The organism is Paenibacillus sp. BGI2013, assembly GCF_002843485.1.
GTDB lineage: Bacteria > Bacillota > Bacilli > Paenibacillales > Paenibacillaceae > Paenibacillus > Paenibacillus amylolyticus.
This window is the reverse complement of sequence record NZ_PJFA01000007.1, coordinates 313,455-338,797: the sequence shown is the minus strand read 5'-3', so window position 1 is coordinate 338,797 and position 25,343 is coordinate 313,455. Positions and strand designations below refer to the sequence as shown.

General features: G+C 48.0%; 23 protein-coding genes and 2 other annotated features. All 23 genes read right to left on the bottom strand.

Annotated elements, in window-relative coordinates; all coding sequences use genetic code 11:
• Nucleotides 1-6 precede the first annotated feature (6 nt).
• The 23 genes from CXK86_RS19500 to hemC all read right to left on the bottom strand — a co-directional run bounded on the left by CXK86_RS19500 (nt 7) and on the right by hemC (nt 25,342).
• A complete protein-coding gene (locus CXK86_RS19500; protein ID WP_036605912.1) occupies nt 7-336 on the bottom strand; it encodes a ribosomal-processing cysteine protease Prp in 330 nt (109 codons plus the stop codon).
• 14 nt (nt 337-350) lie between these two features.
• Nucleotides 351-662, bottom strand: a complete 312-nt coding sequence (gene rplU / locus CXK86_RS19495; protein WP_017692620.1) for a 50S ribosomal protein L21 — start codon at nt 660-662, stop codon at nt 351-353.
• 14 nt (nt 663-676) lie between these two features.
• Nucleotides 677-761, bottom strand: a sequence feature (ribosomal protein L21 leader region).
• Nucleotides 762-817: 56 nt separating this feature from the next.
• Nucleotides 818-2,068, bottom strand: coding sequence for an Rne/Rng family ribonuclease (locus tag CXK86_RS19490; protein ID WP_036605911.1), 1,251 nt, complete (start codon nt 2,066-2,068; stop codon nt 818-820).
• Between the two features lie 106 nt (nt 2,069-2,174).
• Nucleotides 2,175-3,035 (bottom strand): M50 family metallopeptidase, encoded by an 861-nt coding sequence (locus CXK86_RS19485; RefSeq protein ID WP_036605910.1) that lies wholly within the window; start codon nt 3,033-3,035, stop codon nt 2,175-2,177.
• A complete protein-coding gene (locus tag CXK86_RS19480) occupies nt 3,028-3,879 on the bottom strand; it encodes a M23 family metallopeptidase (RefSeq protein ID WP_076253326.1) in 852 nt (283 codons plus the stop codon). The genes CXK86_RS19485 and CXK86_RS19480 overlap by 8 nt, the downstream gene beginning before the upstream one ends.
• Nucleotides 3,880-4,028: 149 nt before the next feature.
• Nucleotides 4,029-4,823 (bottom strand): septum site-determining protein MinD, encoded by a 795-nt coding sequence (gene minD, locus CXK86_RS19475; protein WP_017692616.1) that lies wholly within the window; start codon nt 4,821-4,823, stop codon nt 4,029-4,031.
• 3 nt (nt 4,824-4,826) lie between these two features.
• Entirely contained in the window at nt 4,827-5,489 is a 663-nt protein-coding gene (minC, locus tag CXK86_RS19470; RefSeq protein ID WP_017692615.1) for a septum site-determining protein MinC, read from the bottom strand.
• Nucleotides 5,490-5,563: 74 nt separating this feature from the next.
• The gene (mreD, locus tag CXK86_RS19465) at nt 5,564-6,097 is read right to left on the bottom strand and encodes a rod shape-determining protein MreD (RefSeq protein ID WP_036673543.1); all 534 of its coding nucleotides are present in this window, start codon (nt 6,095-6,097) and stop codon (nt 5,564-5,566) included.
• Nucleotides 6,097-6,969, bottom strand: coding sequence for a rod shape-determining protein MreC (gene mreC / locus CXK86_RS19460; protein ID WP_076253325.1), 873 nt, complete (start codon nt 6,967-6,969; stop codon nt 6,097-6,099). Before mreC ends, mreD begins: the two co-directional genes overlap by 1 nt.
• A gap of 185 nt (nt 6,970-7,154) precedes the next feature.
• The gene (locus tag CXK86_RS19455) at nt 7,155-8,189 is read right to left on the bottom strand and encodes a rod shape-determining protein (RefSeq protein WP_017692612.1); all 1,035 of its coding nucleotides are present in this window, start codon (nt 8,187-8,189) and stop codon (nt 7,155-7,157) included.
• Between the two features lie 183 nt (nt 8,190-8,372).
• On the bottom strand, nt 8,373-9,062 hold the full coding sequence (gene radC / locus CXK86_RS19450; RefSeq protein WP_036673540.1) for a RadC family protein: 690 nt from the start codon (nt 9,060-9,062) through the stop codon (nt 8,373-8,375).
• Between the two features lie 37 nt (nt 9,063-9,099).
• Nucleotides 9,100-9,711 (bottom strand): Maf family protein, encoded by a 612-nt coding sequence (locus CXK86_RS19445; protein ID WP_036673538.1) that lies wholly within the window; start codon nt 9,709-9,711, stop codon nt 9,100-9,102.
• Between the two features lie 94 nt (nt 9,712-9,805).
• A complete protein-coding gene (locus CXK86_RS19440) occupies nt 9,806-10,048 on the bottom strand; it encodes a DUF4321 domain-containing protein (RefSeq protein ID WP_047841183.1) in 243 nt (80 codons plus the stop codon).
• Between the two features lie 145 nt (nt 10,049-10,193).
• Nucleotides 10,194-11,420 carry an SPOR domain-containing protein gene (locus CXK86_RS19435; protein ID WP_076253324.1) on the bottom strand — a complete coding sequence of 409 codons (1,227 nt, stop codon included), beginning with the start codon at nt 11,418-11,420 and terminating at the stop codon, nt 10,194-10,196.
• A 116-nt stretch (nt 11,421-11,536) separates the two neighbouring features.
• Nucleotides 11,537-12,856 carry a UDP-N-acetylmuramate--L-alanine ligase gene (murC, locus tag CXK86_RS19430; RefSeq protein WP_047841184.1) on the bottom strand — a complete coding sequence of 440 codons (1,320 nt, stop codon included), beginning with the start codon at nt 12,854-12,856 and terminating at the stop codon, nt 11,537-11,539.
• 56 nt (nt 12,857-12,912) lie between these two features.
• Entirely contained in the window at nt 12,913-14,289 is a 1,377-nt protein-coding gene (locus tag CXK86_RS19425; protein ID WP_076253344.1) for a bifunctional folylpolyglutamate synthase/dihydrofolate synthase, read from the bottom strand.
• Between the two features lie 78 nt (nt 14,290-14,367).
• Nucleotides 14,368-17,034, bottom strand: coding sequence for a valine--tRNA ligase (locus tag CXK86_RS19420; RefSeq protein WP_076253323.1), 2,667 nt, complete (start codon nt 17,032-17,034; stop codon nt 14,368-14,370).
• A gap of 59 nt (nt 17,035-17,093) precedes the next feature.
• Nucleotides 17,094-17,375: a binding site (T-box leader), on the bottom strand.
• A 155-nt stretch (nt 17,376-17,530) separates the two neighbouring features.
• Nucleotides 17,531-19,114, bottom strand: a complete 1,584-nt coding sequence (locus CXK86_RS19415) for a LysM peptidoglycan-binding domain-containing protein (protein ID WP_076253322.1) — start codon at nt 19,112-19,114, stop codon at nt 17,531-17,533.
• A gap of 367 nt (nt 19,115-19,481) precedes the next feature.
• The gene (locus tag CXK86_RS19405; RefSeq protein WP_101314283.1) at nt 19,482-20,387 is read right to left on the bottom strand and encodes an RluA family pseudouridine synthase; all 906 of its coding nucleotides are present in this window, start codon (nt 20,385-20,387) and stop codon (nt 19,482-19,484) included.
• Nucleotides 20,384-21,688, bottom strand: a complete 1,305-nt coding sequence (gene hemL, locus CXK86_RS19400) for a glutamate-1-semialdehyde 2,1-aminomutase (RefSeq protein ID WP_036605898.1) — start codon at nt 21,686-21,688, stop codon at nt 20,384-20,386. Before hemL ends, CXK86_RS19405 begins: the two co-directional genes overlap by 4 nt.
• A gap of 26 nt (nt 21,689-21,714) precedes the next feature.
• Entirely contained in the window at nt 21,715-22,716 is a 1,002-nt protein-coding gene (gene hemB / locus CXK86_RS19395; RefSeq protein WP_017692601.1) for a porphobilinogen synthase, read from the bottom strand.
• A gap of 102 nt (nt 22,717-22,818) precedes the next feature.
• A complete protein-coding gene (cobA, locus tag CXK86_RS19390) occupies nt 22,819-24,381 on the bottom strand; it encodes a uroporphyrinogen-III C-methyltransferase (RefSeq protein ID WP_076253319.1) in 1,563 nt (520 codons plus the stop codon).
• Between the two features lie 4 nt (nt 24,382-24,385).
• Nucleotides 24,386-25,342 (bottom strand): hydroxymethylbilane synthase, encoded by a 957-nt coding sequence (gene hemC / locus CXK86_RS19385; protein ID WP_036605896.1) that lies wholly within the window; start codon nt 25,340-25,342, stop codon nt 24,386-24,388.
• Nucleotide 25,343 lies beyond the last annotated feature (1 nt).

Sequence of the window (25,343 nt, the reverse complement as noted above, 5' to 3'; positions counted from 1 at the left end):
CTTTGCTTATTTGAATTGCTGTATTTTAATATACTTCCCGTATGACTCTGCAATATTAGAGAGCATAACCACCATGGATTCGAGTAACAATTGTACCTGGGACCAAGTTTCCCCTCTCTCTAACAAAGGTAAAGAACCACTTAAAAAGCCATTCTTCATCTTGGCATCCATTTCGACACCGGTCAATGTTTCAATCGAGTTCACCGTACCCACTGTAACAGCGGATACCCCGGCACATACGATGTCTTCTCCCCGCTTGGCAAAATTAGCATGCCCTTCAATGGAAAAACGTTCGATGTTCCCGTCCTCATCACGAAAGATTTGAACGATAATCACTTATCGCACCTTCTTTACGCTTTGATTGTTTCGATAGTTACTTTAGTGTACGGTTGACGGTGACCTTGCTTCACATGGTAGTTCTTTTTAGGTTTGTATTTGTATACGATAACCTTTTGTCCTTTGCCATGTTTCTCCACTTTAGCCGTTACAGTAGCTCCGGAAATCAATGGTGTACCTGCTGTCAAACCTTGATCGTTAGATACAGCCAGGACACGGTCGAACGTTACGCTTTCGCCATCGTTCGCAGTCAATTTCTCGATGAACAGAACATCGCCCTCTTGGACTTTGTACTGTTTGCCGCCTGTTTCAATAATTGCGTACATTTGCCTTGCACCTCCTCATGTCTCAGACTCGCCCGTTCTCAGGTGACAGTGTCCTTGCGGAACTGTTCTTATACCCGGCCAGTGCGGTTACAGCATGTGCAAGACCATTAGGCTAAACACATACTTGAAGATTATATCACGCAATATATCAAAAATCAATGCAATGGTGAAATATATCTTTTTCCCGTACCATGACAGGAAGAACACGGTTCCACATAGGGCAACGTACTTTCTTCCCGCACTTTCTTACGGGTAAGTTCGAGCAAACCCAGCTTGGTCCAACCCATTACAAACGCTTTGGTCCGATCCTTCTTGAGCTCACCCTCCAAGGTTGCCGCGACTTCATGCCGATTCGAAGCTTCCTCCATATCAATAAAGTCGACAATAATCATGCCACCGATATCTCGCAGGCGCATCAGACGAGCAATCTCCACTGCTGCCTGTATGTTGGTCTCTGTCACGGTCTCTTCCAGACTGTCACCGCCAGCTCCCGTATATTTGCCTGTGTTCACATCCACTACAGTCAGAGCTTCGGTATGATCAATGACAATGTATCCGCCTCCGGGCAACCATACTTTCCGAGCAAAATCCTTATTCAACTGTTCCTGCACACCATAGGCAGCAAAGATGGATTCTGTTCCCCGATACACCTGTACTTTGGGTTGATGACCAGGACTAATCTCTTCGAGCAATGCTTTTACCTCACGGGCTTGTCCTTCACTATCAGTGATGACTTCGTCACTCCCTGGCGTATACACATCTCTGATGATTCGCTGTACCATGCTATGATCCCGATGCAAGAGGCTTGGTGAAGGCAAACTGTCCGCTTTTTCACGAATCAGATACCACTGCGCGCGTAATGTTTCCAAGTCCGACTTAATGGCTTCATGCTGCTCTTCTCCAGATACGGTCCGAATAATAAGTCCTTCTTCATCCCGCCTCAGTTGCTCCCCAAGTGCCTTAAGACGGGAACGATCCCCTTCACGGGCAATTTTCTTGGATACCGCTACATAGTCAGCAACAGGCATGTAGACAAGCCAACGGCCCGGGAGTGAATAATGAGTCGTCACCCGGGCTCCCTTGCCTCCAACCGGTTCTTTCAGAACCTGAACAATGACTTCCTGACCCGGACGAAGCAACTCCGAGATGGAAGGCTTCACCTTGGGCTGTTTCTCCAGATGGGGATGCAACACATCGTCCACATAGAGAAACGCATTCTTTTTCTGACCAATATCCACAAAAGCAGCTTGCATACCTGGTAACACATTCACGACCCGTCCCTTGAAAAAGGAACCCAGCAGTCCACGATCACGTGTACGCTCTGCCGTAAATTCCACAGCTTTGCCTTCTTCCAGAAGCGCCATTTGCATGAGGTTATGTTCATTATGTACTATCATTTGTTTCATGGCTTCACCTCTAGAAGACAATTCAAATCATCCACATCCATTTCAGTATCTTTTCAATTCTCATTGTACATATATTAACCCATTTCAGAACAGGTCCACCAGAACACTACAATTTATTACCATTTTGTTGAAAATAGGAACCGATAATCCGTTGCTCAGGCAATACGGCCATAATTCGACCCTGTCTGTTCATCACGTATACCATATGGTATCTTTCTCTCTTTAATAGACGCAAAATAGTGTCCAAAGGTTTCGCCGGGAATGAGATTATTGGCTGCGCCAAACTGCCAGTAGCCGCGTGACGAGCAAACGCACCCTCTCGATTCATCAGAAAACGAATAAAGCGATAGGGCACATTTCGGTAATCCGTTACGTTGGAATAGAACAAAAAAAGGCCGATTAACAGAATGTTGAGCGGTAGGCCGTAGTCTCCAGTAAACCATCGGCTGATAGCATATAAAATAACCCCTACGCTACACAGAATGCTAATTCTGTAAGTCCACATTAATGTTGTATAGTAAGGTGCCCACAGACTGACAAGTGCCTGAACAACTTTACCTCCGTCCAGAGGAAGTACAGGCAGCAGATTAAATAGGGCAATGAGCAGGTTCCCCTGAATGATATAGTTGAGAAATACCGGATCGCCCAGATTGCCATACTGCAACAGCATAACCACGCCAACCATCAGGATGTTTTGTAATGGACCAGCCAGAGCAATCATGATTTCCCGGTAAGCCGTGATCGTACCTCCATCTTCGATAACCGCAACTCCTCCAAAAGGAAGCATCTGGATCGACAAGACACGATAGCCCAGAAGTGCTGCCGCCGCAGCATGTCCACATTCATGAATGAATACGATGGCAAACAACGTAATAAGCTCAATAAAATGTCCAGTCAGAAGGGAGGCCATCATGATAATTACAAAAAACGGATGAAACGTAATATGGACTCCCCACACCCTAATCAAGGGCAACAACTTCCGCCGGGTCTACGTACTCCTCCCCCTCTTTGACTGCAAAATAGAGCGTGGCCGGTTGTTCACCACCCGTAGCCTTGAGACTCCCCACTGGATTCCCCGCTTCCACCCAATCATTCACGCTCACTTCACTTTCGTTCAGCCGACCGTATATTGCCGTGACATTGCCTGTATGTTGGATGACAACTGTGAATCCACTTGCTGCATCGCCGATAACCTCCATGACACGCCCAGCATCAGAACTTGCGACCTGTATAAGTTCTGCACCTGCGGCATCCGGAACGATCTCAATTCCCTTCATGCTCAGCGCGAATGGCTGAACCACTGTGCCTGAGATCGGTTTGCCCAGTAACTGCCTTACTTTCAATCCGTTCACGGCATCCGTCGTATGTCCGAGGACCGGAAGAAACGAAGGCGTTCCTCCAAAATGCCGTTCATACCAAGCCGATGCTGAGGCAAAATCCATATCCCGATGGAGTGCATCCGCAATTACTGTTTTGGGTGATGTCGTCCACGATGTATCCAACTGAAATAGACCCCATACTCCGCCAAATATCAAAGCGCTAATAACCGTCCGTTTGAGAAGTGACTTGAACAGGTTGAATCTCGAATGCCCCCCTGGAACGAAATGACCATTCTCTTTTTTCCACAACCATTCCGGATCTCTTTCCTGTGTCCCCTCACTAGGCGGCGTAAATGGTTTTGGGTGTATGATCTCATTCTTGTCCAACAGTGAACCTAATTTCTGCTCCTGTAAGACCTCCACAGTGGCACCATCCATCAGTCGCCGGATACGTTCTTCTCGTCTCTGCTTGATTCTGAGTTTCGTGTTCATGGAATGTCCTCCCGCCGAGGCTTGTTTACTACATCCTATGAAGAGGTGGTTGATAATATGAACAAGCCTGCCCGCAGGTAACAAAAAAAGCCGGGCTATAAGCCACGGCTGTCATGTAATCAGATAATGAATAAGTCCATTTAAATGAGTTAACCCATTCCCAAGAACTTTTTGAAACGAGTAAAAGCACCCTTTTTCTGCTCCAGCTGCATCAATGGGACCGTATCTCCCAGAATGCGTCGTGCAATGTTGCGATACGCAATTGCCGCAAGTGAATCCGGATTCATGACCGTAGGTTCTCCTGAATTGGCCGCTTTGATGACCAGTTCATCATCAGGTACGATGCCAATCAGGTCAATATTAAGTACTTGTAAAATACCATCGATATCTAACATGTCACCCGATTTAACCATATTATTACGAATTCGATTCACCACCAGCTTTGGTGATTGAATGTGCGAACTCTCCAGCAGGCCGATGACACGATCCGCATCACGTACTGCAGCATTTTCCGGTGTAGTGACCACGATGGCCTGATCTGCTCCTGCTACCGCATTTTTGAAACCCTGCTCTATGCCGGCTGGGCAATCAATAATGACGTATTCAAAATCTTTTTTCAATTCAAGGATAATATCCTTGACCTGTTCTGGCGACACTGAGTTTTTGTCTCTCGTCTGCGCCGCAGGCAACATATATAATTCTTCGAAACGCTTGTCTTTGACCAAAGCCTGATTCAGACGGCAGCGGCCGTCCGCAACGTCGCACAGATCGTAAATAATACGGTTTTCGAGTCCCATCACGACATCCAAATTACGAAGGCCGATATCGGTATCTACCAGACAAACCTTTTTGCCGAGCAGCGCCAGCGCTGTCCCGATGTTTGCCGAGGTGGTTGTTTTACCCACGCCGCCTTTACCCGAAGTGATCACGATCGCCTCTCCCATGAGCTACACTCCTTTAAACACATTAAAATCTCGGCGTAACCGAACGATATTGCTCATTTTGTCTATCTGCATCTGATTGTCCTGTAAGTAAGCAAATTCCATTCCGGTCTCTCGGCTCTCCCATTCATCGGGAGGACGACTGATGATATCCGCAATCCGTAGCTGCGTCGGTGCAAATACCGAAGCGGCAATGATCGCTTCCTCGTCCCCGCCAATTCCGGCATGAGCCATACCTCTGAGTGAACCCAACACATATATATCTCCGGTACACGTCACTGTGCCCCCCGGATTGATATCCCCAAGAAACAGGAGATTTCCTTCATGATGAAGCACCTGACCTGAACGCACCATACCACACATGGTTACAATCGGCGGTGGTCCTTTAACCTCCGGTTGGAGTGCAGGTGAGTCGATGGATCGAATAAGCAAATTCCCTTTTTGCTTCAATATATCGAGGATTGCTTCTTTCTGGTCCTCTGTCACTTCGCGGGCACCCAACTTGATATCCACATGAACAATCGGTCCGGTCAAAATATTTTGATGGCTGTGTTCCAGCTTATAGCGGAGCTCATAGAGCAATTCCTCGAATTCACATTGATCGTCCAACAGGAAAACCAGGCCGTCTCGGATGCCTTTAATCGTTACGTGATTCGATTTTACCGTCATAAGCCTGTCCCTCCCATCTCATTACATTTCGTGCCCGGGGCCCCAAGTTCCTGCTTTGCGCTCCATAAATGTATTTAGGAAGCTTCTTCTGTCTTGCTCCGTCTCTTGCCGATCCGCTCCAGTTGTTTCCGAAGCGGGACATAAATGATCAAGGCAAACACAAAATGAATGAACAAATTAGGAATCATGTATTCAATCAACGCCCAGTCAAAGGTCACGTGGTTAAGTTGGAAGAGCTTGTACAGGAAAAATAGCATGGTGTCATTAAGCAGACTTCCCAAAATGACAACCGATACCATAACCGGCAGTGGTGCACGTGGTGCTTGAAAAATGAGTCCCATCATATATGCCGATAATCCCATGGAGAATCCATAAGGTCCAATCATCTCGCCGTAGAATACAACGTCATGCAATAGTCCAAAAAATATACCGAGTACTAGTGCCGTGTGACGATGATGATATACAGCGATAAACAAAATTACGATATAGACCAGATTGGCAGAAATACGCATCTGCCAGCCAGAAGGGATGAGCAGCGGCAAAATTGTGCCTTCCGCAATGAACAAAAGGAATAGTAACAGGAACAAAACTTGCTTACGTGTTACCATTATTCTTTTACCTCAGGCGGGATAATGACAATCAGCTCTTTCCAATCAAGGAAGCTTGCGTATGGTTTGATAATCGCAGTTCGCGTTAAACCGTACTCCCCAACTTCAACCTTTTCCACTTCACCAATCCGCATGTACTTCGGAAAATTGTTAATAATTCCGGAGGAGATAATCTCATCATCCTCTTTGATATTAGAATCCTCCGAGATCTTGGTCATTTTGAGCATGCCCGTCTTCGGATCATAACTCTCAATCATACCAAATACTTTCTCCTTACCTACTGCCGTTGCTGCAATGGCATTGGATGTTGGATCATTGGCGTCCATGGACGTTAACAGATTAACCGTTGATGTATATGAGCTGACATGACTGATCACGCCGACCAGCCCTTCCTGGGAGGTAACGGCCATCCCCGGCTTGATTCCCGCATTTTCACCGATATCAATGTTAATGGTTCTGCTGTTTGGATCCGAATTGGCACTGATAACCTGAGCAATTCGTGAACCGTAATTATAGCGATTCTTCTGTTCTTCTGTGAAATTGAGCGCTTTCTGAAGCTGCTCATTCACTTGCTCCATATCATTGTACTTCAGTCGATCCCGGGTATAGTGACCCATCGCGATGCGGAGCTCTTCATTCTCTTCATATACCGTACGCATGTTCGCTACATCTTTGAAAAAGCCCGCTACATAGGAAGCGGGCTTGTAAAATACGTATTGTACAAATCCAACTGAATCCTTCAGGAATTTCTCCGGCCAGGATAGAGTGGTTCGCGGACTGAGCGTAAAGCCCATTAACGCGATAAATGTAACAAGGCCCACCAGCAAAACAAAAAGTCTTTTGTTGCCTAGCAGTTTAAACAGTTCGAACACCCTCTAACATCCATATTCTCTTCCGAGCCATGCCCGGCGGGGAGACTGTCAGACCTGTAGTCCCTGCGAGAATATCAGCCGATCCTCCCCTGTTAAGCGGGTAATAGCTCATCCCCGGGGTTAACCGGGTCCTCTATAAAGATATCTTGCCACTTGGTCGCTATGCCAAGTTAGGCAAATACCAATTAACGTTTGGAACGAACTGCAGAACTGCTTCTGCTTTTGAACAAATGAATATTCTCTAGCGCTTTACCTGTTCCGATTGCTACACAATCCAGCGGGTTCTCAGCCACAATGACAGGCATTCCTGTCTCACCAGCGAGAAGCTTGTCCAGGTTGCGAAGCAACGCCCCACCACCTGTAAGAACGATACCCCGATCCATGATATCGGCTGCAAGTTCAGGCGGGCATTTTTCCAGTGTTACTTTTACCGCTTCAACAATTGCATTCACCGTATCAGCCAGCGCTTCACTGATCTCGTCCGAAGTAATCGTAATGGTCTTCGGCAGACCTGTTACAAGGTCACGTCCACGAATTTCCATCGTTTCTACTTGTTCCAATGGCATTGCTGATCCGATGTCCATCTTCAATTGCTCCGATGTACGCTCACCGATCATGAGATTGTATTGGCGTTTGATGTACTGGATAACGGATTCATCCATCTCGTCACCTGCTACACGAACCGAACGGCTCGTTACAATACCACCAAGAGAGATAACAGCCACTTCCGTTGTACCGCCACCAATATCGACAACCATACTACCCGTTGGTTCCCATACAGGCAGATCTGCACCGATTGCAGCAGCAAAAGGCTCTTCAATCGTATAGGCTTCACGTGCTCCAGCCTGTTTGGTTGCATCTTCAACCGCACGTTGTTCTACTGCTGTGATCCCGGATGGTACACATACCATCACGTTTGGATGACGCTGGAACATAGAGCGTTGTTTTTGCGCCTCACGGATGAAATATTTGATCATCGTTGCCGTTGTATCAAAATCGGCAATAACGCCATCTTTCATTGGACGAATGGCACGAATGTTCCCTGGTGTACGTCCAATCATTTTTTTGGCGGCTTCACCTACTGCCTCGATGCTATTTGTATCTGTCCGTATAGCGACAACCGAAGGTTCTCGCACCACAATTCCTTTTCCTCGTACATAAACCAACGTATTTGCTGTCCCCAAGTCAATACCCAAATCTTTCGTAAAACCACCAAACATAACATAATCTCCTTTTCTGCCTCATATAGCCGCTCCATTCTGATCCAGAGCGTAATAATTATATTCCCACGCAATACGTGGAGCTAATATTCGCATTTGTTTTTTTGCATTTGTAAAGTGAACCTATCTTTTACGGACAACGCCGTTAACATTCATAGGAAAACATCAACGCCAACCATTATATTATACTAAGCCCTTCTCCTTCAAACTTACGTACGTTCCATCTCCGATAATAATATGATCAAGCACGTCAATGCCAACAATAGCGCCTGCTTCAATCAGTCTCTTGGTTATTTGGATATCCTCCGGACTGGGCGTAGGATCACCACTCGGATGGTTGTGTGCGCACACAATCGATGCGCTGCTGCATTTGATGGCAGCCCGGAACACTTCACGTGGATGTACAATCGAAGCGTTAAGGCTGCCCATGGAGAGTGTTTCCTGGGCAATAATATGATTTTTGCTATTCAGAAAGAGACACACAAAATGTTCTTTTTGCAAATAACGCAATTGTTCCATCAGGATATCAGCTGCATCACGCGGTGTACGAATTGAAGTCGACTGAGTTAGTCTGCTCTTGGCAATCCGATGACCCAGCTCAATGCCAGCTTTTAATTGCACAGCCTTGGCATTGCCGATCCCTTTCATCGCGGTCAGTTCTTCCAGACTCAAATCCATCAACGAGCGAATGCCACCCGCTTCGGCCAGAATCCGCTGTGCCATATGCACCGCGGATTCCTGTCTTGTGCCTGTTCGAAGTAAAATTGCCAGCAATTCAGCATGGCTTAAGGCGCCCGCCCCGTATTCCATCATGCGTTCTCTCGGGCGTTCTTCCTGGGGGATGTCGCGCATCATGTATTGAGGCGACTCCATATGTTCCCTCTTTTCATTTCACAACATTTGGCTTCATTCATGTTCGTGGCAACACATGTACGCCGAACCCGTCCAACATATCACTTAGCAAAGATAGCGGCAAGCCAACCACATTAAAGTAACATCCTTCAATGCGGTCGATCAGTGAAGCACCAATGCCCTGAATGGCATATGATCCTGCCTTATCTGAAGGCTCACCTGTCTGCACATAAGCACGGATGGTCGCATCCGACAGCTCTTTCATCGTTACATCGGTCTGGCGGTAATGAACTAACGACTGTCCATTGCCCGCATCAATACAAGCGACACCCGTGAACACCCGATGTACGCGGCCCTGCAGCCTTGATAACATACGTTCAGCATCCGCTTCGTCTAAGGGTTTGCCTAGAATCTCACCATCCAGAACAACAACGGTGTCACTACCAACAATAATGGCTTCCTGCTCGCGGCCTTCAAGCCCGCGATACACGGCAAGCGCCTTGCGCAAAGCAAGTTCCTGTACCGTCTGTTCAGGTGTCCACTCTGGTGGTGTATCTTCATTGGCATGACTTGGTATTACATCAAACGCTAGGTGGAGTGATGCGATCAGTTCTTTGCGCCGAGGCGATGTGGAGGCCAGAATAATAGGGCGCTGTTGTGTGTTATCCAAAATGAACGGCTCCTTATGCCACGGCAACATCCTGTCCGGATCACGATAATAGATGTCACTGGTTTAATTTTTTTCGTCATAACTCGTCATTCTCCTACAGTCTGCGATAAAGCCACACAGCGGCAATCATACCGATCAGACTCAGAAGGCTCATTTGAAATTGAAGTGAAATATCATAACTGATAATATCCAGATCAGCCTGTGGCGACCAACGTATGGTCGTGGCTTTCGTAAGAAAGGCTACTGCCTTTACAGGCTGCAGTGCCTTGGCGATCCACGCTCCGGCCATCCAGCCGAGCAGCAGAAACAGCAATAACATGCCGAAGTTTTTTTTCATCGGTAATCTTCCCTCGCCATTTTTTGACACCCACATTATTATACGGGGTTTTGTACGTCAATACAAACACAAATCCGGCAAGGGGAACTATTTCCAGTTCCTTGCCGGATGGGTATTTCCAAGCGTTGTTATGGGAAAGAGCATGTTACTGCTTTATCGCTTCGAGCCATTTTTTCTGCTGCAGTACATATTCCATCAGATCGGACTGCACGGACCACATGTGTACATCATCCGGGTTTTTGTTGTACTCCGCTATAGCCGTAATTGCACTGTTCATTGATTTCTCCATTCCACCAACAATAGGTTGTACATCTGCGGTCAAGCCAGGTGTAAGACTATTCAATCCCGTCAGCCATGACTCGTGCTTATTCTGAATCGCGGTCATCGTTTCTGTAGAGACTGCTGCCGGAGCAGACTGTCCCAGCTGCTGAATGGACAAAGTAGATAATTGTTCCACCAGTGCAGAACTGTTTGTGAAGAAAAGCTGCACATCCTCTTGTTTGCCACCGAATATAGCCGGGTTGATCTCAGGGTTCACAATCTCCTTGACATACAGTTCAACTCCCTGGGCTTTTAACCTGGAGCTAAGTAGCTTGGCCTCTTCACGATCAGCCGAAATGCCTGCATATACTCGATTGCCATCTTCAGGATCAGAACCTGCGGCTATACCTGCCTGAGCCAGTTCAAGCTTAGCCTGCTCAGCTCGTTCAGGAGAACTGAACACGCCGTATTGAAGTGCATAATACGTACTGCCAGTCGCCGCTGTCTGAAGCTGCTGCTCTGTACCTGCAGCCCCCTCCTGACCCGTCACAGTGGAAACTGCCTGATTGACGGGCAGAAGATCGCCTGGCTTCGCGGCTCCTTCTTTATTAAAAAATGAAAGAATAACCATACCAAAAAGTGCTCCGGTAACAAGTGCACCAGTGACAGAACCAATCATTTTCCAGCCCCTTGGAGGGCGATTGCGTTTATAGGAATAGTTCTCCGAATCTGCAAGCCAGTCGTGGCCCTGATCATCATGGGCATTGGACAGATCACGACGCTCTTCCTCCGGATTATCAGTGTGATTAACATAACCGTAACCGGAACGGTTCCCAAAATAATGGCCCTCATCCAAGTTCAAGTTCGAATCATGACTCACCCGCTCGTCAGGTTCAGGTACAGTAGAGCTTGTCAGCACCGTCTCTCCCCAGTCTCCGGGGATATCCTCAGGCGTCCATGATGGGGTTGTATCCATCTTAGGCGTTAGCGGTTGATTATGCGGTAATTCTTCACTTAACGTCACCAATGGACTGGACGCAGATATCCTCTTGTTTTCAGGCTTGTCCGACTCATGATCCCCGAAGCGAAACGTCATTCTAGCATTGCTCACCCGTACCCTCTCCTTTGTCCCATTTATATAAGCTATATGCAGAGACTGGAGAATACATTCCATATAACGCAAAAAACGCCTGCTTCGTATCGAAGACAGGCGATTTCTCAATTGATCTATTTCAAACCTTTGGCAAGTGTATCGCCGACTTTCCAAATATCACCTGCGCCCATCGTAATCACAAGATCTCCTGGCTGCAGACGATGTTGCAGATCAGCTACCACTTCTTCTTTTGTAGGAAGGTAACGTGCAGAAGCATTACTGTTTTGAACGATCAGTTCAACCAGTCGGGCTGAGGTTACCCCTTCGATCTGTTTTTCGCCCGCAGGAGAATAGATGTCCGTAATAAGCACCTCATCCGCTTCCGCGAAAGCACGACTGAACGCATCCAGCAGGAAGAATGTCCGCGTATAACGCTGTGGCTGGAATACCGCAATAATGCGTTTGCCCGTTGCTTTGGCCGCACTAATGGTAGCTTCAATCTCAGTCGGGTGATGAGCATAATCATCGATGATCAGCATATCGCGCGCCTCGCCCAATACCTGGAATCTGCGTTTGGCTCCGTGGAATTGGATGATGGCTGCTACAATCTTCTCAAATGGAATGCCCGCTTCCAAACAGGTAATCACAGTAGCCATTGCATTATAAACGTTATGCTTACCCGGCACTGATAATTCCACCGTGCCCATAGCAGCACCCTGATGATTCATCGTAAAGGAGATACGGCGATCGCCCAATACAATATCCGTTGCCGTATAATCTGCAGCACGATCAATACCATAGGTTGTAATCCGTGACTTGAGTTCTGGCAAAATCGCTTGAACATTCTCGTCGTCAGAACACACAATCGCTGTTCCTTCCGGACGAATCTGGCTCAGGAACTGCACATAAGCCCTTTTGAGCTCCTCAAAATCACTGTTGTAATTCTCCAGATGATCTGCCTCAATATTGGTTACAATACCGAGCCATGGATGGTACTGCAAAAACGAACCATCGCTCTCGTCCGCTTCAGCGACTACCCAGTCTCCTTGACCGGCCTTCGCGTTGGTACCCACATTCATGATTTCTCCGCCAATAATGTATGTCGGATCTGTATCACATTTATCCATAACAAGTGCAATCATGGATGAAGTGGTTGTTTTACCATGAGCCCCAGCTACAGCCACGCCTTTACGTTCGTTCAACAAACGTGCAAGCATCTGGGAACGATGCAGAATCGGAATGTTCAGCTCTGCAGCTGCTACCCGTTCCACATTATCAGCAGGCGCTGCCGTAGAGTAGACAACCAGATCTGCTCCAGTGACGTGCTCTGCCGTATGTCCGATATATATTTTCGCTCCCTTGGCTGCCAACTTCTCGGTCAACTCCTGTGAAGCGACATCCGATCCGGTAACGGTGTATCCCATTTCCAACATAACTCTTGCGATGGCACTCATGCCATATCCGCCAATCCCTATAAAATGAACGTGTTCCGATGTATTTAACAAAACTTTCACCAACCTTTTTCAGAATCGGTTTGATGCAAAAGGGCTGCCCGCACATCCGCAATCAGGTACAGTGTGCCGGAGACCACCCCCAGATCTTCCGCTTCCGTCCGTGACTTCAATAGATCAAGTGCCTTTGCCCATTCGGGCTCGACGATGATTTCCAGTTCCTGCTTCGCAATGGCGGGACGTACCCGTTCGACAATCTGCAGCAATTCGGCTGCATCCATTTTGCGTCGGAAATCTGGCTCGGTCAGGATCAGCGTATCCACTAGTGGCAGTATATGCTGCAAATACGCTTCGTGATGCTTATTTGCCAACATACCCATCATCAAAATTAACTTGTTGTGCGGATAGACATCCATAATGCTCTTGGCCAGTGACTCTGCCCCTTCCGGATTATGTGCTCCATCAAGCACAATTCGGGGTTCATCGACGACTTTTTCGAATCTTCCTGCCCAGAAAGCATTCTCCAGTCCAAGTACAATATCGTTGTCATCCAGCATAAATGCCATGTATTGTCTAAGCAATTCAAGCACCATAAGTGCGGCCGCTGCATTGTCACATTGATGTGAGCCCTGCATGCGTATGCGAACGTCCAGATCACGGAACGGGCCTGTAAAATGAAAAGATTGTCCGTTCTCATTGCTGTCCAGTCTATGATAAGAGAATTGATCTCCAGCCAAATACACGCTTGATTGAAGCTGCTGTGCTTTCTCCTGAATCACCTTCACAGCTTCGGGTTGAGTCGCGCAAGTCACAACGGGTACTCCCGGCTTGATAATACCTGCCTTTTCTCCAGCAATCTGCTCAATCGTATCTCCAAGTACATCCGTATGATCCATACCAATGTTGGTGATGACGGACACAACAGGTGCGACAATATTCGTTACGTCCATCCTTCCCCCTAGCCCCGTCTCCCATACCACAACGTCAGGGTAACACTCCTCTGCATAGTACAGAAGCGCCAGAGCCGTGGACACCTCAAACATCGTGGGTGATCCAAGCGGAGTGGAGGCCATTTCCATGACTAGTGGATGTAATCGGTTCGAGAGCTTAAGCAGGATTTCTTCAGGAATATCCTCACCGTTGTATTGAAAACGGTTTGTAAACTTGGTGATATAAGGCGACGTAAAGGTACCCACATCATATCCAGCCTGAAGAAGCACTGACGTCAAAAAAGCGCAAGTCGAACCTTTGCCGTTCGTTCCCGCGACATGAATAAATTTGAGACGTTGGTGTGGATTGCCTAACATGGACATCAGACTCTCGATTCGTTCCAATCCAGGTCGGATGCCAAAAGGAATAAGGCCATTGATCCAGTCCACGGCCTCGTTGTACGTAAGTAAAGGAGCTGCTGCATCTGTCCCGTCTAATTCCGTCATCTGATTCACCTTCGGTCCCGAGATTGAGTGAAAAAAGCGGCCGGATGGCATAATGGCTCTCCATCCGACCCACATATATTAACCTTTAAGTTCCTTGATTCGTGCAATCACTTTATCCCGTTTATCGGAATAATCTGCTTGCTTGGCGCGCTCTTCCTCAATAACTTTGGCAGGAGCTTTGGCTACAAAGCCTTGGTTCGCCAGCTTTTTCTCTACACGGAGAACTTCGCCCTCAAGGTTCTCCAACTCTTTCTCCAAACGTGCCACTTCCTGCTCGATATCAATAAGACCTGCGAGCGGCAAGTATAGTTCTGCCCCCGTAATGATCGCAGTCATTGCCTTATCCGGTGAGTTTAAATCCAGCCCACTATCGAACTCGGACGTATTACAGAAACGTTTGATGTAGTGACTGTTACGCTCAATGATGCTGGACGTCTCAGGACTGTTTGCTTTGACCATCAACTCGATCTTTTTGCTCATCGGCACGTTAACTTCTGCACGAATGTTTCGAACTGCACGAATGGTATCCATGAGCAGGTTCATCTCGGCAACAGCCTCTGGGTTCTCAAGAGCAGGATCATATACCGGCCATGATGCCAGCGTAATCGTCTCACCTTCATGCGGCAGATGCTGCCAGATCTCTTCCGAGATGTATGGCATAAACGGATGAATCAGGCGCATGGTCTGATCCAGCACATAAGCAAGCACGGATTGCGTTTTCTTCTTGGCAACCGGATCTTCCCCATAGAAGGACAGCTTAGCAAACTCGATGTACCAGTCACACAGGTCATCCCAGATAAAGTTATATAACACACGACCCGTTTCCCCAAATTCATACGCTTCGATTAGACGCGTAATATCGCGGGAAGTTTCGTTAAGACGGTGCAAAATCCAATAATCCGCTGTACCAAGCTCTCCGCTGATGTCACGTTCCTCATAGGTGAATCCTTCCAGATTCATCAATGCAAAGCGCGAAGCATTCCAGATCTTGTTGGCGAAATTACGAGCCTGTTCCACCCGTTCCCAACGGAAACGGAGATCCTGACCTGGCGTGCTGCTGGTTGAGATCATGTAACGCATTGCATCTGCGCCGTATTTCTCAATCACATCCAGCGGATCTACACCGTTGCCCAGTGATTTGGACATTTTGCGTCCATCTGCATCACGAACAAGACCATGCATCAGCACATCCTTGAACGGAATCTCATCGGTGAATTCCAATGCAGTGAAAATCATACGTGCAACCCAGAAATATATGATGTCATACCCTGTCACAAGTACACTTGTCGGATAATAACGTTTCAGGTCTTCCGTATCTTCCGGCCAGCCTAGTGTGGAGAATGGCCATAAGCCGGAGCTAAACCAAGTATCGAGTACGTCTTCGTCCTGTCTGAGCTTGCGCCCAGCATACTCTGGCAGCGTTGTTGGATCTTCAGCAGATACGATGATTTCACCCGTTTCTTCATCATACCAGGCAGGAATACGATGTCCCCACCACAGTTGACGGGAAATACACCAGTCACGAACGTTCTCGATCCAGTTCAGATAGGTTTTCTCAAAACGATCTGGAACAAAATTAACCCCTTCGCCGCTCTGTTGTTTCTTGATCGCTCTCTCTGCAAGTGGCTTCATCTCAACGAACCACTGTGTAGACAGATACGGCTCAACAACAGCTCCGGTACGTTCACTGTGTCCAACCTGATGCGTGTGATCCTCAATGTTGATCAATACGCCCTGCTCTTTCAAGTCAGCAACAATCTGCTTGCGGCAGTCACTGCGATCCAGTCCCTGATACTTGCCTGCCTCAGCATTCATAGTGCCGCTCTCATCCATTACCGTAATCTGAGGCAGATCATGACGAAGACCTACTTCAAAGTCATTTGGATCATGCGCAGGCGTGATTTTAACTGCACCACTTCCAAACTCTTTATCCACATAATCATCAGCGATAATTGGAATTTCGCGTCCAATGATAGGCAGTACAAGTACTTTACCAATCATATCTGCATAACGCTCATCCTTCGGATGAACAGCAACCGCTGTATCACCCAGCATCGTTTCAGGACGCGTTGTTGCCACTGTAACGTAGCCACTTCCGTCTTTGAGCGGGTACCGCAGATGGTACAGGTGACCCTGAACCTCTTTATATTCAACCTCAATGTCGGACAGAGCTGTCCGGTTCACCGGGTCCCAGTTAATGATACGTTTGCCTCGGTAAATAAGGCCTTTTTCATACAGTTGAACAAATACTTTACGAACCGCTTGGGACAGACCTTCATCCAGCGTAAAACGTTCACGTGAGTAATCAAGCGACAATCCCATTTTGCCCCATTGCTGACGAATGGTAGTGGCATATTGATCTTTCCAGTCCCATACCTTCTCCAGAAACTTCTCACGTCCCAGATCATAACGAGTCAGACCTTCTTCACGCAGCTTCTGCTCCACTTTGGTTTGGGTAGCAATACCTGCATGGTCGGAACCCGGAAGCCACAGTGCGTCATAACCTTGCATCCGTTTGGTGCGGATCAGAATATCCTGCAGTGTAAAATCAAGCGCATGCCCAATGTGCAGCATCCCGGTCACATTTGGGGGTGGAATTACAATCGTATACGGCTCGGCATCTTTACGTTGACCGGCTTTGAAATATCCACGTTCCATCCAGGTGGAGTACCATTTATCCTCTGCCGCCTTAGGATCGTAAGTGGTCGGCATTTCTGTTGCAGCTGATTTTTTTTCCTCAGACATATGTCATTCCTCCGTTACTTCATCATCTTCGCCAAAAAAACAAAAAAACCTTTCATCCATCAAAGGACGAAAGGTTAGCTTTCGCGGTACCACCTTTGTTTCACGCCTACAGCAAGATAGACTTCACCCTCTGTACATGACGTGACACTTCAAGCAGATAACGGCTGCTACCGGCCCATCCTACCTCAGTAATAAATGACGATAAATCTCATTCATCCCTTGTATTCAAACAGGCAACTCCCGGGCGACTTCGATCAGTTGGTTCCTGCGGAATCTCACAGCGCTGCAATTCCACTCTCTGAAAGGTCATACTGTCTACTACTCCCGTTCCACGTTGTTCTTCAAAAAACCTACACACATCATACCTTGCTCGTGCGCGATAGTCAACCTGACAACAGCGGATAAAGAGCGCTAGAATGCAGGTTTAGGACGAATTATGCAAAAACCCGCAATCCTCAAGGGGATCACGGGTCGTAACGAAGGCTTTAACTACGGATTAAGGGATGTACAATATCTGACCTTCTTCCACAACCTGCTCAGATAATCGGTTATACAACTGAAGTTCCCTCGTGCTCAATTGATATCGATCTGCAATGGCATCCAGTGTATCTTCTCGCTGAACAATGCACAGTTTCACCTTGCGGAATGGGGTCTGGTCCACGATCGTTCCCAGGAACAGGTTCTTCCATTCCACATCATCCGCTGGATACGTTTCTTCCTGTACTACACCCGCAGGAACCTCATCGCCTCGCTCCACTTCAGCATCGCGTGCCGCTCTACCGGAGGATAACAAGGAAGAGATACCTACGCCCTCTTCTTGCCGTGGTGCGGATTCTTTTTTGCTGCCAAAAGCAACCTTCAGCTCCGGCTTGTCTTCCGTCTCAGCCACAGGTTCAGGAACAAATGCTTCGTTCTGTACGAACTCGTCTACCCCAGTCGCTTCAAAAGACGGTCGATCTTCCTCAGCGTTGCCTGGTTCGGACGAAGCAAATACACCTTGCCAGTTCTCCGCCTGTGATTCAACCGGGACATCGGCAACTGCCTGATTCTCCTGCTGAGGTACAGATCTCGCTGATTCGAAGTGCCATACCTCTGGTGCGTCCGGTACATCCTGTGCTGCCAACTCATTAGATGATTGAGCAGTAGGCTCTGAGACTGCTTGATCTGCACTTCTCGAGTTCGCAGGCAATGCATCCACGGAAGGCTCGGACCAACCCGAAGACTCATCTTCCAGAGGCAACAATGGTTCCGACTCAGGGTAAGAAGCTAATCGATCTGCGGTCTCAGCCATAAATGACGAGATCGGAGAAGGTTCGCTGTATTGCTCATGAGATGCCAATTCATCTCCATTCGCTGTCAGAGATGCGGGATCTTCATTTGCATCAGGTTGTCTGTTTTCGTTAACGTACTCCGCACTTAGCTCCTCAGATTGAAGTGGCCCTGCGGATGACGCATTCGCATAATCCTGCTGCCATTCTTCGCTATTCCTTAATGTCTCTTCCCGTGTGGACAGGTCAGCGAATTCCGGAGCACCATATGCAAGTTCTGCTGCATTCGTAAGTCTCTCTTCCTCACTCCGCTGGAGCAGGTACTCTTGTGCAAATGTGTTGGGATCGCTACCTGCCTGTGCTGATTCATCGGAACGGTTGGATTGCTGAGCATCAGGTGAATGAACAACTGTAAACTCATCTGCTGACCACACTTGTGGCTCTTCAACAGGAAAACCTTCGATACCTCGTAGCGACAACACGCCTGTAATGTTCAGACTGCGATTGGATAACAGATCCACGTCAAAATTTTCGATCTCGATGGAAATATCCTCAATCGATCTGACCCGGTTCAGCGGCACTGTGATCTCCACGGGAATGAAATGTTTGAGCTCCTCTGAAGCCTCATTCTCTCCTCTGTACGCACCTGTAAGTAAAAGATGTCCTCTTAACGTGGCATGATCATCCTGCCCTATGACTTGAATGCGCGGGTATAGTTCAATCTCCTCCAGTTCCTCAATCGCAGGGACTCCCTCAGACAAATGAACGCGCTCATAAATATCGAACCGCAAACCATAAGGTTGATTCAACAAAGGTGGCGTCCTCCTTTCGGCATATGTTCACCATGATCCTTCTCATGGGACTGATCCATGGTCCAAATCCTTCGTTACCCCATCTATATGCCTTGAATGAGAGGAGCATGCCACCTTTTGAAAAACCTTGCTATATATGTTCAACTCATGGTTATTTACACTGTCACTCCAATGACAGAACAACCTTCCGATCACTGTTATCCCCAGATTTTTTTTGATTCCCTTCTTCAAAGGGAAAAACCGGGGATAGCTTATGCTTCCGAAGTAGCTTTCTTTCAGAAAGCTTTTAGGCGAACGCTTTACTTCTTCTGGTTGTTTCTGTCCTTTCCGTTTTCGTGTAAATAGTTAGTCGAACTTATATAGTGTACTAGTAAGACCCCTCTCGCTCTGCCAATTGTGTGAAGTCGGATGGCCAACGGTCGTTCACTTCAATCATCGCTCCGGTTAACGGATGACTAAACTTAAGCATCTCTCCATGAAGTGCTTGTCGCCCAATGGCATCCGCTCTACCACCATACAACGAATCACCAATGAGCGGGTGTCCCGCGTAACTCAGGTGTACACGAATTTGGTGTGTTCGTCCTGTATCCAGCTTTAATCGTACAAGGGTTGCTCTTTCCCACACTTCGACGGTCTCCACATGAGTAACAGCTTCCTGTCCACCTTCCGAGACACGTCTGCGCTGCTTGTGATGTCTATCCTTGCCAATCGGAGCATCAATTTTGTGGAGTTCAAGGGGAATTTGTCCACCTGCAATAGCTACATAATGGCGACCAATCTCTTTACGACGCATCGCTTCATCCAGTTTGGCGAGGGCAAAAGCATTTTTGGCATATAGGACAGGTCCCGTTGTATCCTCATCCAGTCGATGAACATGGCGTACGCTCGCCTGTATTCCGTTCATTTCATAATAAGAGGCAACCACATGATCCAGCGTGATCGCCTGATCGGTACGGCTTCCATCTGGATGCAGTTTCATGCCTGCAGGTTTGTGCATAACCAGACAGAAATCATCCTCATATAATACATCCACATCAGCCCAGCGTGGCTCAACATCGATTGGCTGGGACGCAAAAAGGGCCAGCCGAAGCCGGTCCCCTGCAAGTTGTATTCCTTGGTTTGCTTTTAGCTGACGGAGCAGTTTCTCCGGAAACTGAAGCTCAGACAATAACCATTGCTCTGCAGCCATCGGTTTGTCCGAGCTGCCTGTTACGGCTTTCCCTGGCATCAGCTCAAGCCATTCCCCGCGGCGTTTCCAACTTTTGATTGTCATAGCGATTGAAGAGCTTTACGATTCGCCTCAATCGTATCGTCAATATCCTGCTCCGTGTGCACACCAGAGACAAACATACCTTCGTATTGCGAAGGCGCAACACTCACACCTTGATCAATCATGGCCGCAAAATAACGACGGAATTGATCCAGATTGCTTTCTTTGGCAATATCATAATTGGTTACTGGAACGGCACTGAAGAATGGACAAACCATGGAACCCACACGGTTAATGGTTATCGCAATACCCGTCTCAGCTGCATTTTTCTCGAATCCGGCTTGCAGACGTGCAGACAATGTCTCCAGACGGTCATAGACCTCTGGTGTTAACAATTTGAGCGTTGTATACCCTGCTGCCATAGCCAGCGGATTCCCGCTCAATGTACCTGCCTGATAGATTGGTCCTGTTGGAGCAATCTGTTCCATCAGATCCCGACGACCACCATAAGCGCCAACCGGGAGGCCGCCACCGATAACTTTACCCAGACAAGTCAGGTCAGGTGTAACCCCATACCGTCCCTGAGCACAGTTCAACCCTACGCGGAAACCGGTCATGACTTCGTCAAAAATAAGCAGGCTGCCATATTGGGTCGTCAAACTGCGCAGCCCTTCAAGGAAACCGGAAGCCGGAGGAACAACCCCCATGTTACCTGCCACAGGCTCCACAATAACAGCGGCCAGTTCTTCACCATAACGTTCAAAAGCAAGTCTCACGGACTCCAGATCGTTATAAGGCACCGTAATGGTATTCACAGCTACGCCTTCAGGCACGCCTGGACTATCTGGAAGACCCAGCGTTGCAACACCTGAGCCAGCCTTGATCAGCAAGCTGTCTGCATGTCCATGATATGATCCTTCAAACTTCAGAATTTTACTGCGTCCGGTTACCCCGCGTGCCAGTCGAATGGCACTCATCGTTGCTTCAGTTCCAGAATTAACCATCCGCACGATATCGATAGAAGGTACACGCTCACAGACCAGTTTTGCCATCTCGGTCTCCAGCAAGGTAGGCGCACCAAAGCTTGTTCCTTTGAGGGCTGTCTCACGCAAAGCTTCTACAACGTCAGGGTGTGCATGTCCCATAATGAGTGGGCCCCAGGATCCCACATAGTCAATAAAAACATTGCCATCAATATCGTAGATTTTGGACCCTTCACCACGTTCTGCATAGATCGGAGTAAGTCCCACCGATTTGAATGCGCGTACAGGGCTGTTCACACCCCCGGGTATGTACTGCTTCGCTTCCTCAAACGCGCTGCGTGAGCGCTCATCATTGCGACGATTACCTTGTTGTGCAGTCATGAATATCCTCCTCAATGTAATTTATTTTATTTCTCAGCCAACCAGCGTGAAGCGTCTTTTCCGTAGTAGGTAATGATCATATCTGCACCTGCGCGTTTCATGCTGAGCAGGATTTCCATGGCAACTTTTTTCTCATCGATCCAGCCTTGAATCGCCGCCGCCTTCACCATGGCATACTCGCCACTTACATTATAGGCAACAAGCGGAAGATCAAATTGATCCTTAATCGTACGCATGACATCAAGATAGGACAGCGAAGGTTTAACCATTAGCATATCCGCTCCTTCGAGCACATCCGTCTCTGCTTCACGCAAGGCTTCACGCGCGTTCGCCGGGTCCATCTGATATGACTTGCGGTCTCCGAATTGTGGTGTGGAATCCGCAGCTTCACGGAATGGACCATAGAACGCGGATGCATATTTAACAGAGTAAGACATAATCGGAATGTGACTGAATCCATTCTCATCCAGCCCCGCGCGGATCGCTTGTACAAATCCATCCATCATGTTGGATGGTGCAATAATGTCCGCTCCTGCTTTGGCTTGAGACACTGCCGTTTGCACGAGTAGATCCAGTGATTCGTCATTTAACACATCTCCGCAGATGTGACCGTCAATCTCCACGGTGTGTACCATACCGCAGTGACCGTGATCCGTGAATTCACACAGACAAGTATCCGCAACAACCAGCAGTTCCGGGTACCAGGATTTGATCAATCTCGTCGCTTCCTGCACAATGCCATCTTCAGCAAAGCCAGATGAACCCACACTGTCCTTAGTCTCGGGAATACCAAACAATAACACGGCTGGAATTCCCAGCTCGGCAATTTCCGTTACTTCCTCCTGAAGACGATCCAGCGAGAAGCGGAATACGCCAGGCATGGATTTAATTTCAGATTTTACATTTTCTCCATACGTAACATAGATTGGTTGAATAAAATCATCCACGGTTAGATGGGTCTCTCTGACCATATTGCGAATACCTGTGGATTGACGTAAACGGCGATGCCGTACAATTGGAAAACTCATACGTGTAAAACCTCCCTGAAAGTTAAATAGAGCAAAAAGGGAAGCGCGCTGGTATCCTATCGAATTCAGCACGCTTCATATGTTGACATGATTACATGTGTATTAATTTCGAAGAGCGCCTTCTTTGGTGCCTGTCCGTTTCCAGTCGCATAGCACTGTGATCAAGCTATCCATCGTTGCTTCCTCTGCCATCAGTGTAACCTTTAGTCCAGCGGCTTCTGCCGTTTTCGCTGTAACAGGCCCGATACACGCAACCTCCACATCTTTCAATAAAGGCAGTGGGTCTTGCAACCCCATACGTTTCAACATACTCATGAAGTTGGTAACCGTCGATGAACTTGTAAAGGTCACCGCATGAATTCCACCTTCTTCAAGTAGCTTGAGCAGTTCGTCATCATCCTCACCAGCAAGGATCGTATCGTAGGTGATGGCTTCGGTTACCTGAAGTCCTCGTTCTCTCAACTGATCACGTAACCACGTACGTGCCAGATCACCGTGCGGAAGCAATACTCTCTGACCTTCCTTCAATTCGCTTTCAAAAGCCTCAAGCATGCCTTCGGCCTGGAAAGGACCTTTGACAACTTCAGCTACGATGCCATGTTTGCGCAAAGCGTCCGCTGTGGAAGGTCCTACGGCAGTAATTCTCGCTTGATGAACCGAGCGAATATCCTTGCCTTCCTGTTCCAGATGGCGGAAGAAAAACTCCACGCCGTTCACACTTGTGAAAAACACCCAGTCATAGGTATTTAAAGCACTGAAGGCGTCTTTGACACTTTGCTTGGCAGATTCACTGGATGGCATGACCGTCTCAATAACCGGAAACTCATACGGTTCGCCGCCGAGTTCCTCAATGCGATTCACCAGTTCACTCGCCTGACTGCGAGCACGGGTTACCAGAATTCGTTTGCCAAATAGCGGCAGCGCTTCTGCCCATTTCAATTGTTCCCGCTGATTGACGACATCTCCCACCACAATAACAGCTGGTGGTTGGAAATTGGCTGCGATCACTTTCGCTTCTATATCTTCAAGGGTACCTGTAAGGGTATCCTGTTCCGCTCGTGTTCCCCAACGAATCAGAGCTACCGGTGTTTGCGCTGGACGACCATGACGAATCAATTGTTCGCTGATATATCCAATTTTGGCAACCCCCATCATAAATACAAGTGTGCCCGTTGCATTCGTCACTTTATCCCAATGGATACTGCGATCAAGCTTGTCCGGACTCTCGTGCCCCGTAATAATAGAGATGGAAGATGCATAGTCACGGTGAGTCACAGGAATTCCAGCATACGCAGGTACACTTATTGCAGCGGTAACCCCAGGTACAATCTCAAACGGAATTCCGTTTTTGTGCAGCAAACCCGCCTCTTCGCCCACACGTCCAAAGATAGTTGGATCGCCGCCCTTAAGCCGAACCACAACCTTGCCTTCAAGAGCCAGATCAACCAACAGTTGATTGATCTCTTCCTGTTTCATCGTATGCCGATCCGGGCGCTTGCCCACGTAAATCTTGACTGCGCCGGGTTTCATTTGTTTCAACAATCTCGGACTTGCCAAACGATCATAGACTACAGCATCGGCTTTCCCGATGGATTCCCACCCTTTTACCGTAATCAGCTTTGCATCCCCAGGACCTGCCCCTACCAAAAAGACCTTTCCCACCATGTCTTCATCCCCTAACTTCTGCCAGTATCTGCTCTGCTCCCCGTTCGATCAATCTCCACGCCACTTCTTCACCCAGACGAACCGGGTCCTTGCCGATCATAGCTTCCTTAAGAATCAGTCCACCATCCGGCGTGCCGACCATACCTGTTAATTGTAACGTGTTTTCACCATTCAGGGAATCTGCATCTTGCTGAGGCACCCACACCGCATGAGCACCGATCGGAACCTGACAGCCCCCATTCAATACACTGAGAAAACGGCGTTCCGCCTGTACAGGAAATGCTGTCTCGGGATCGTTATACAGCTGTAGCAAGTGCAATAGTTCCTCATCGTCTTCACGACATTCGATACCAAGCGCGCCTTGACCCACTGCCGGAAGGCAAGCTGTTTCCGTCAGGTACTCTGTGATCCGGTCTTCCCAGCCCATACGGTACAATCCTGCAGCTGCCAGAATAATCGCATCGAATCCTTCGGTCTCCAGCTTCCGCAAACGGGAATCAATATTGCCGCGAATCGATTCCAATTGCAAATCTGGACGATAGGCCTTTAATTGACTCGACCGGCGCAGACTGCTTGTTCCGACTCTAGCTCCTTCTGGCAGTTGATCCAGAGTAAGTCCACCATTGGAGATCAGCGCATCCCGTGGATCTGCACGACGAGGAATAGCACCATTGATTAATCCTTCGGGTAACTCGGAAGGCATATCTTTCATGCTATGCACAGCCATATCAATCGTACGATCAAGCATCGCCTGTTCAATCTCTTTGACAAACAGACCTTTGCCGCCCACTTTTGACAACGTTACATCCAGAATGAGATCTCCCTTGGTAACAATCTTATGTACTTCAAAGTCAAAAGCTAATCCTTCCCGCTCACAAATATCGCGTAAATCCTGAATGACATGGCCTGTCTGGGTTAGCGCAAGCGCGCTCTGTCTACTTCCAACTTTAATTGTACGCATA

Bases quoted from the DNA above. Each gene is read 5' to 3' on its own strand.
- rplU (WP_017692620.1), bottom strand. From the start codon at position 662: ATGTACGCAATTATTGAAACAGGCGGCAAACAGTACAAAGTCCAAGAG.
- CXK86_RS19490 (WP_036605911.1), bottom strand. From the start codon at position 2,068: ATGAAACAAATGATAGTACATAATGAACATAACCTCATGCAAATGGCG.
- CXK86_RS19480 (WP_076253326.1), bottom strand. From the start codon at position 3,879: ATGAACACGAAACTCAGAATCAAGCAGAGACGAGAAGAACGTATCCGG.
- minD (WP_017692616.1), bottom strand. From the start codon at position 4,823: ATGGGAGAGGCGATCGTGATCACTTCGGGTAAAGGCGGCGTGGGTAAA.
- minC (WP_017692615.1), bottom strand. From the start codon at position 5,489: ATGACGGTAAAATCGAATCACGTAACGATTAAAGGCATCCGAGACGGC.
- mreD (WP_036673543.1), bottom strand. From the start codon at position 6,097: ATGGTAACACGTAAGCAAGTTTTGTTCCTGTTACTATTCCTTTTGTTC.
- CXK86_RS19455 (WP_017692612.1), bottom strand. From the start codon at position 8,189: ATGTTTGGTGGTTTTACGAAAGATTTGGGTATTGACTTGGGGACAGCA.
- radC (WP_036673540.1), bottom strand. From the start codon at position 9,062: ATGGAGTCGCCTCAATACATGATGCGCGACATCCCCCAGGAAGAACGC.
- CXK86_RS19440 (WP_047841183.1), bottom strand. From the start codon at position 10,048: ATGAAAAAAAACTTCGGCATGTTATTGCTGTTTCTGCTGCTCGGCTGG.
- murC (WP_047841184.1), bottom strand. From the start codon at position 12,856: ATGAGTGCCATCGCAAGAGTTATGTTGGAAATGGGATACACCGTTACC.
- CXK86_RS19425 (WP_076253344.1), bottom strand. From the start codon at position 14,289: ATGACGGAATTAGACGGGACAGATGCAGCAGCTCCTTTACTTACGTAC.
- CXK86_RS19420 (WP_076253323.1), bottom strand. From the start codon at position 17,034: ATGTCTGAGGAAAAAAAATCAGCTGCAACAGAAATGCCGACCACTTAC.
- CXK86_RS19405 (WP_101314283.1), bottom strand. From the start codon at position 20,387: ATGACAATCAAAAGTTGGAAACGCCGCGGGGAATGGCTTGAGCTGATG.
- hemL (WP_036605898.1), bottom strand. From the start codon at position 21,688: ATGACTGCACAACAAGGTAATCGTCGCAATGATGAGCGCTCACGCAGC.
- hemB (WP_017692601.1), bottom strand. From the start codon at position 22,716: ATGAGTTTTCCAATTGTACGGCATCGCCGTTTACGTCAATCCACAGGT.
- cobA (WP_076253319.1), bottom strand. From the start codon at position 24,381: ATGGTGGGAAAGGTCTTTTTGGTAGGGGCAGGTCCTGGGGATGCAAAG.
- hemC (WP_036605896.1), bottom strand. From the start codon at position 25,342: ATGCGTACAATTAAAGTTGGAAGTAGACAGAGCGCGCTTGCGCTAACC.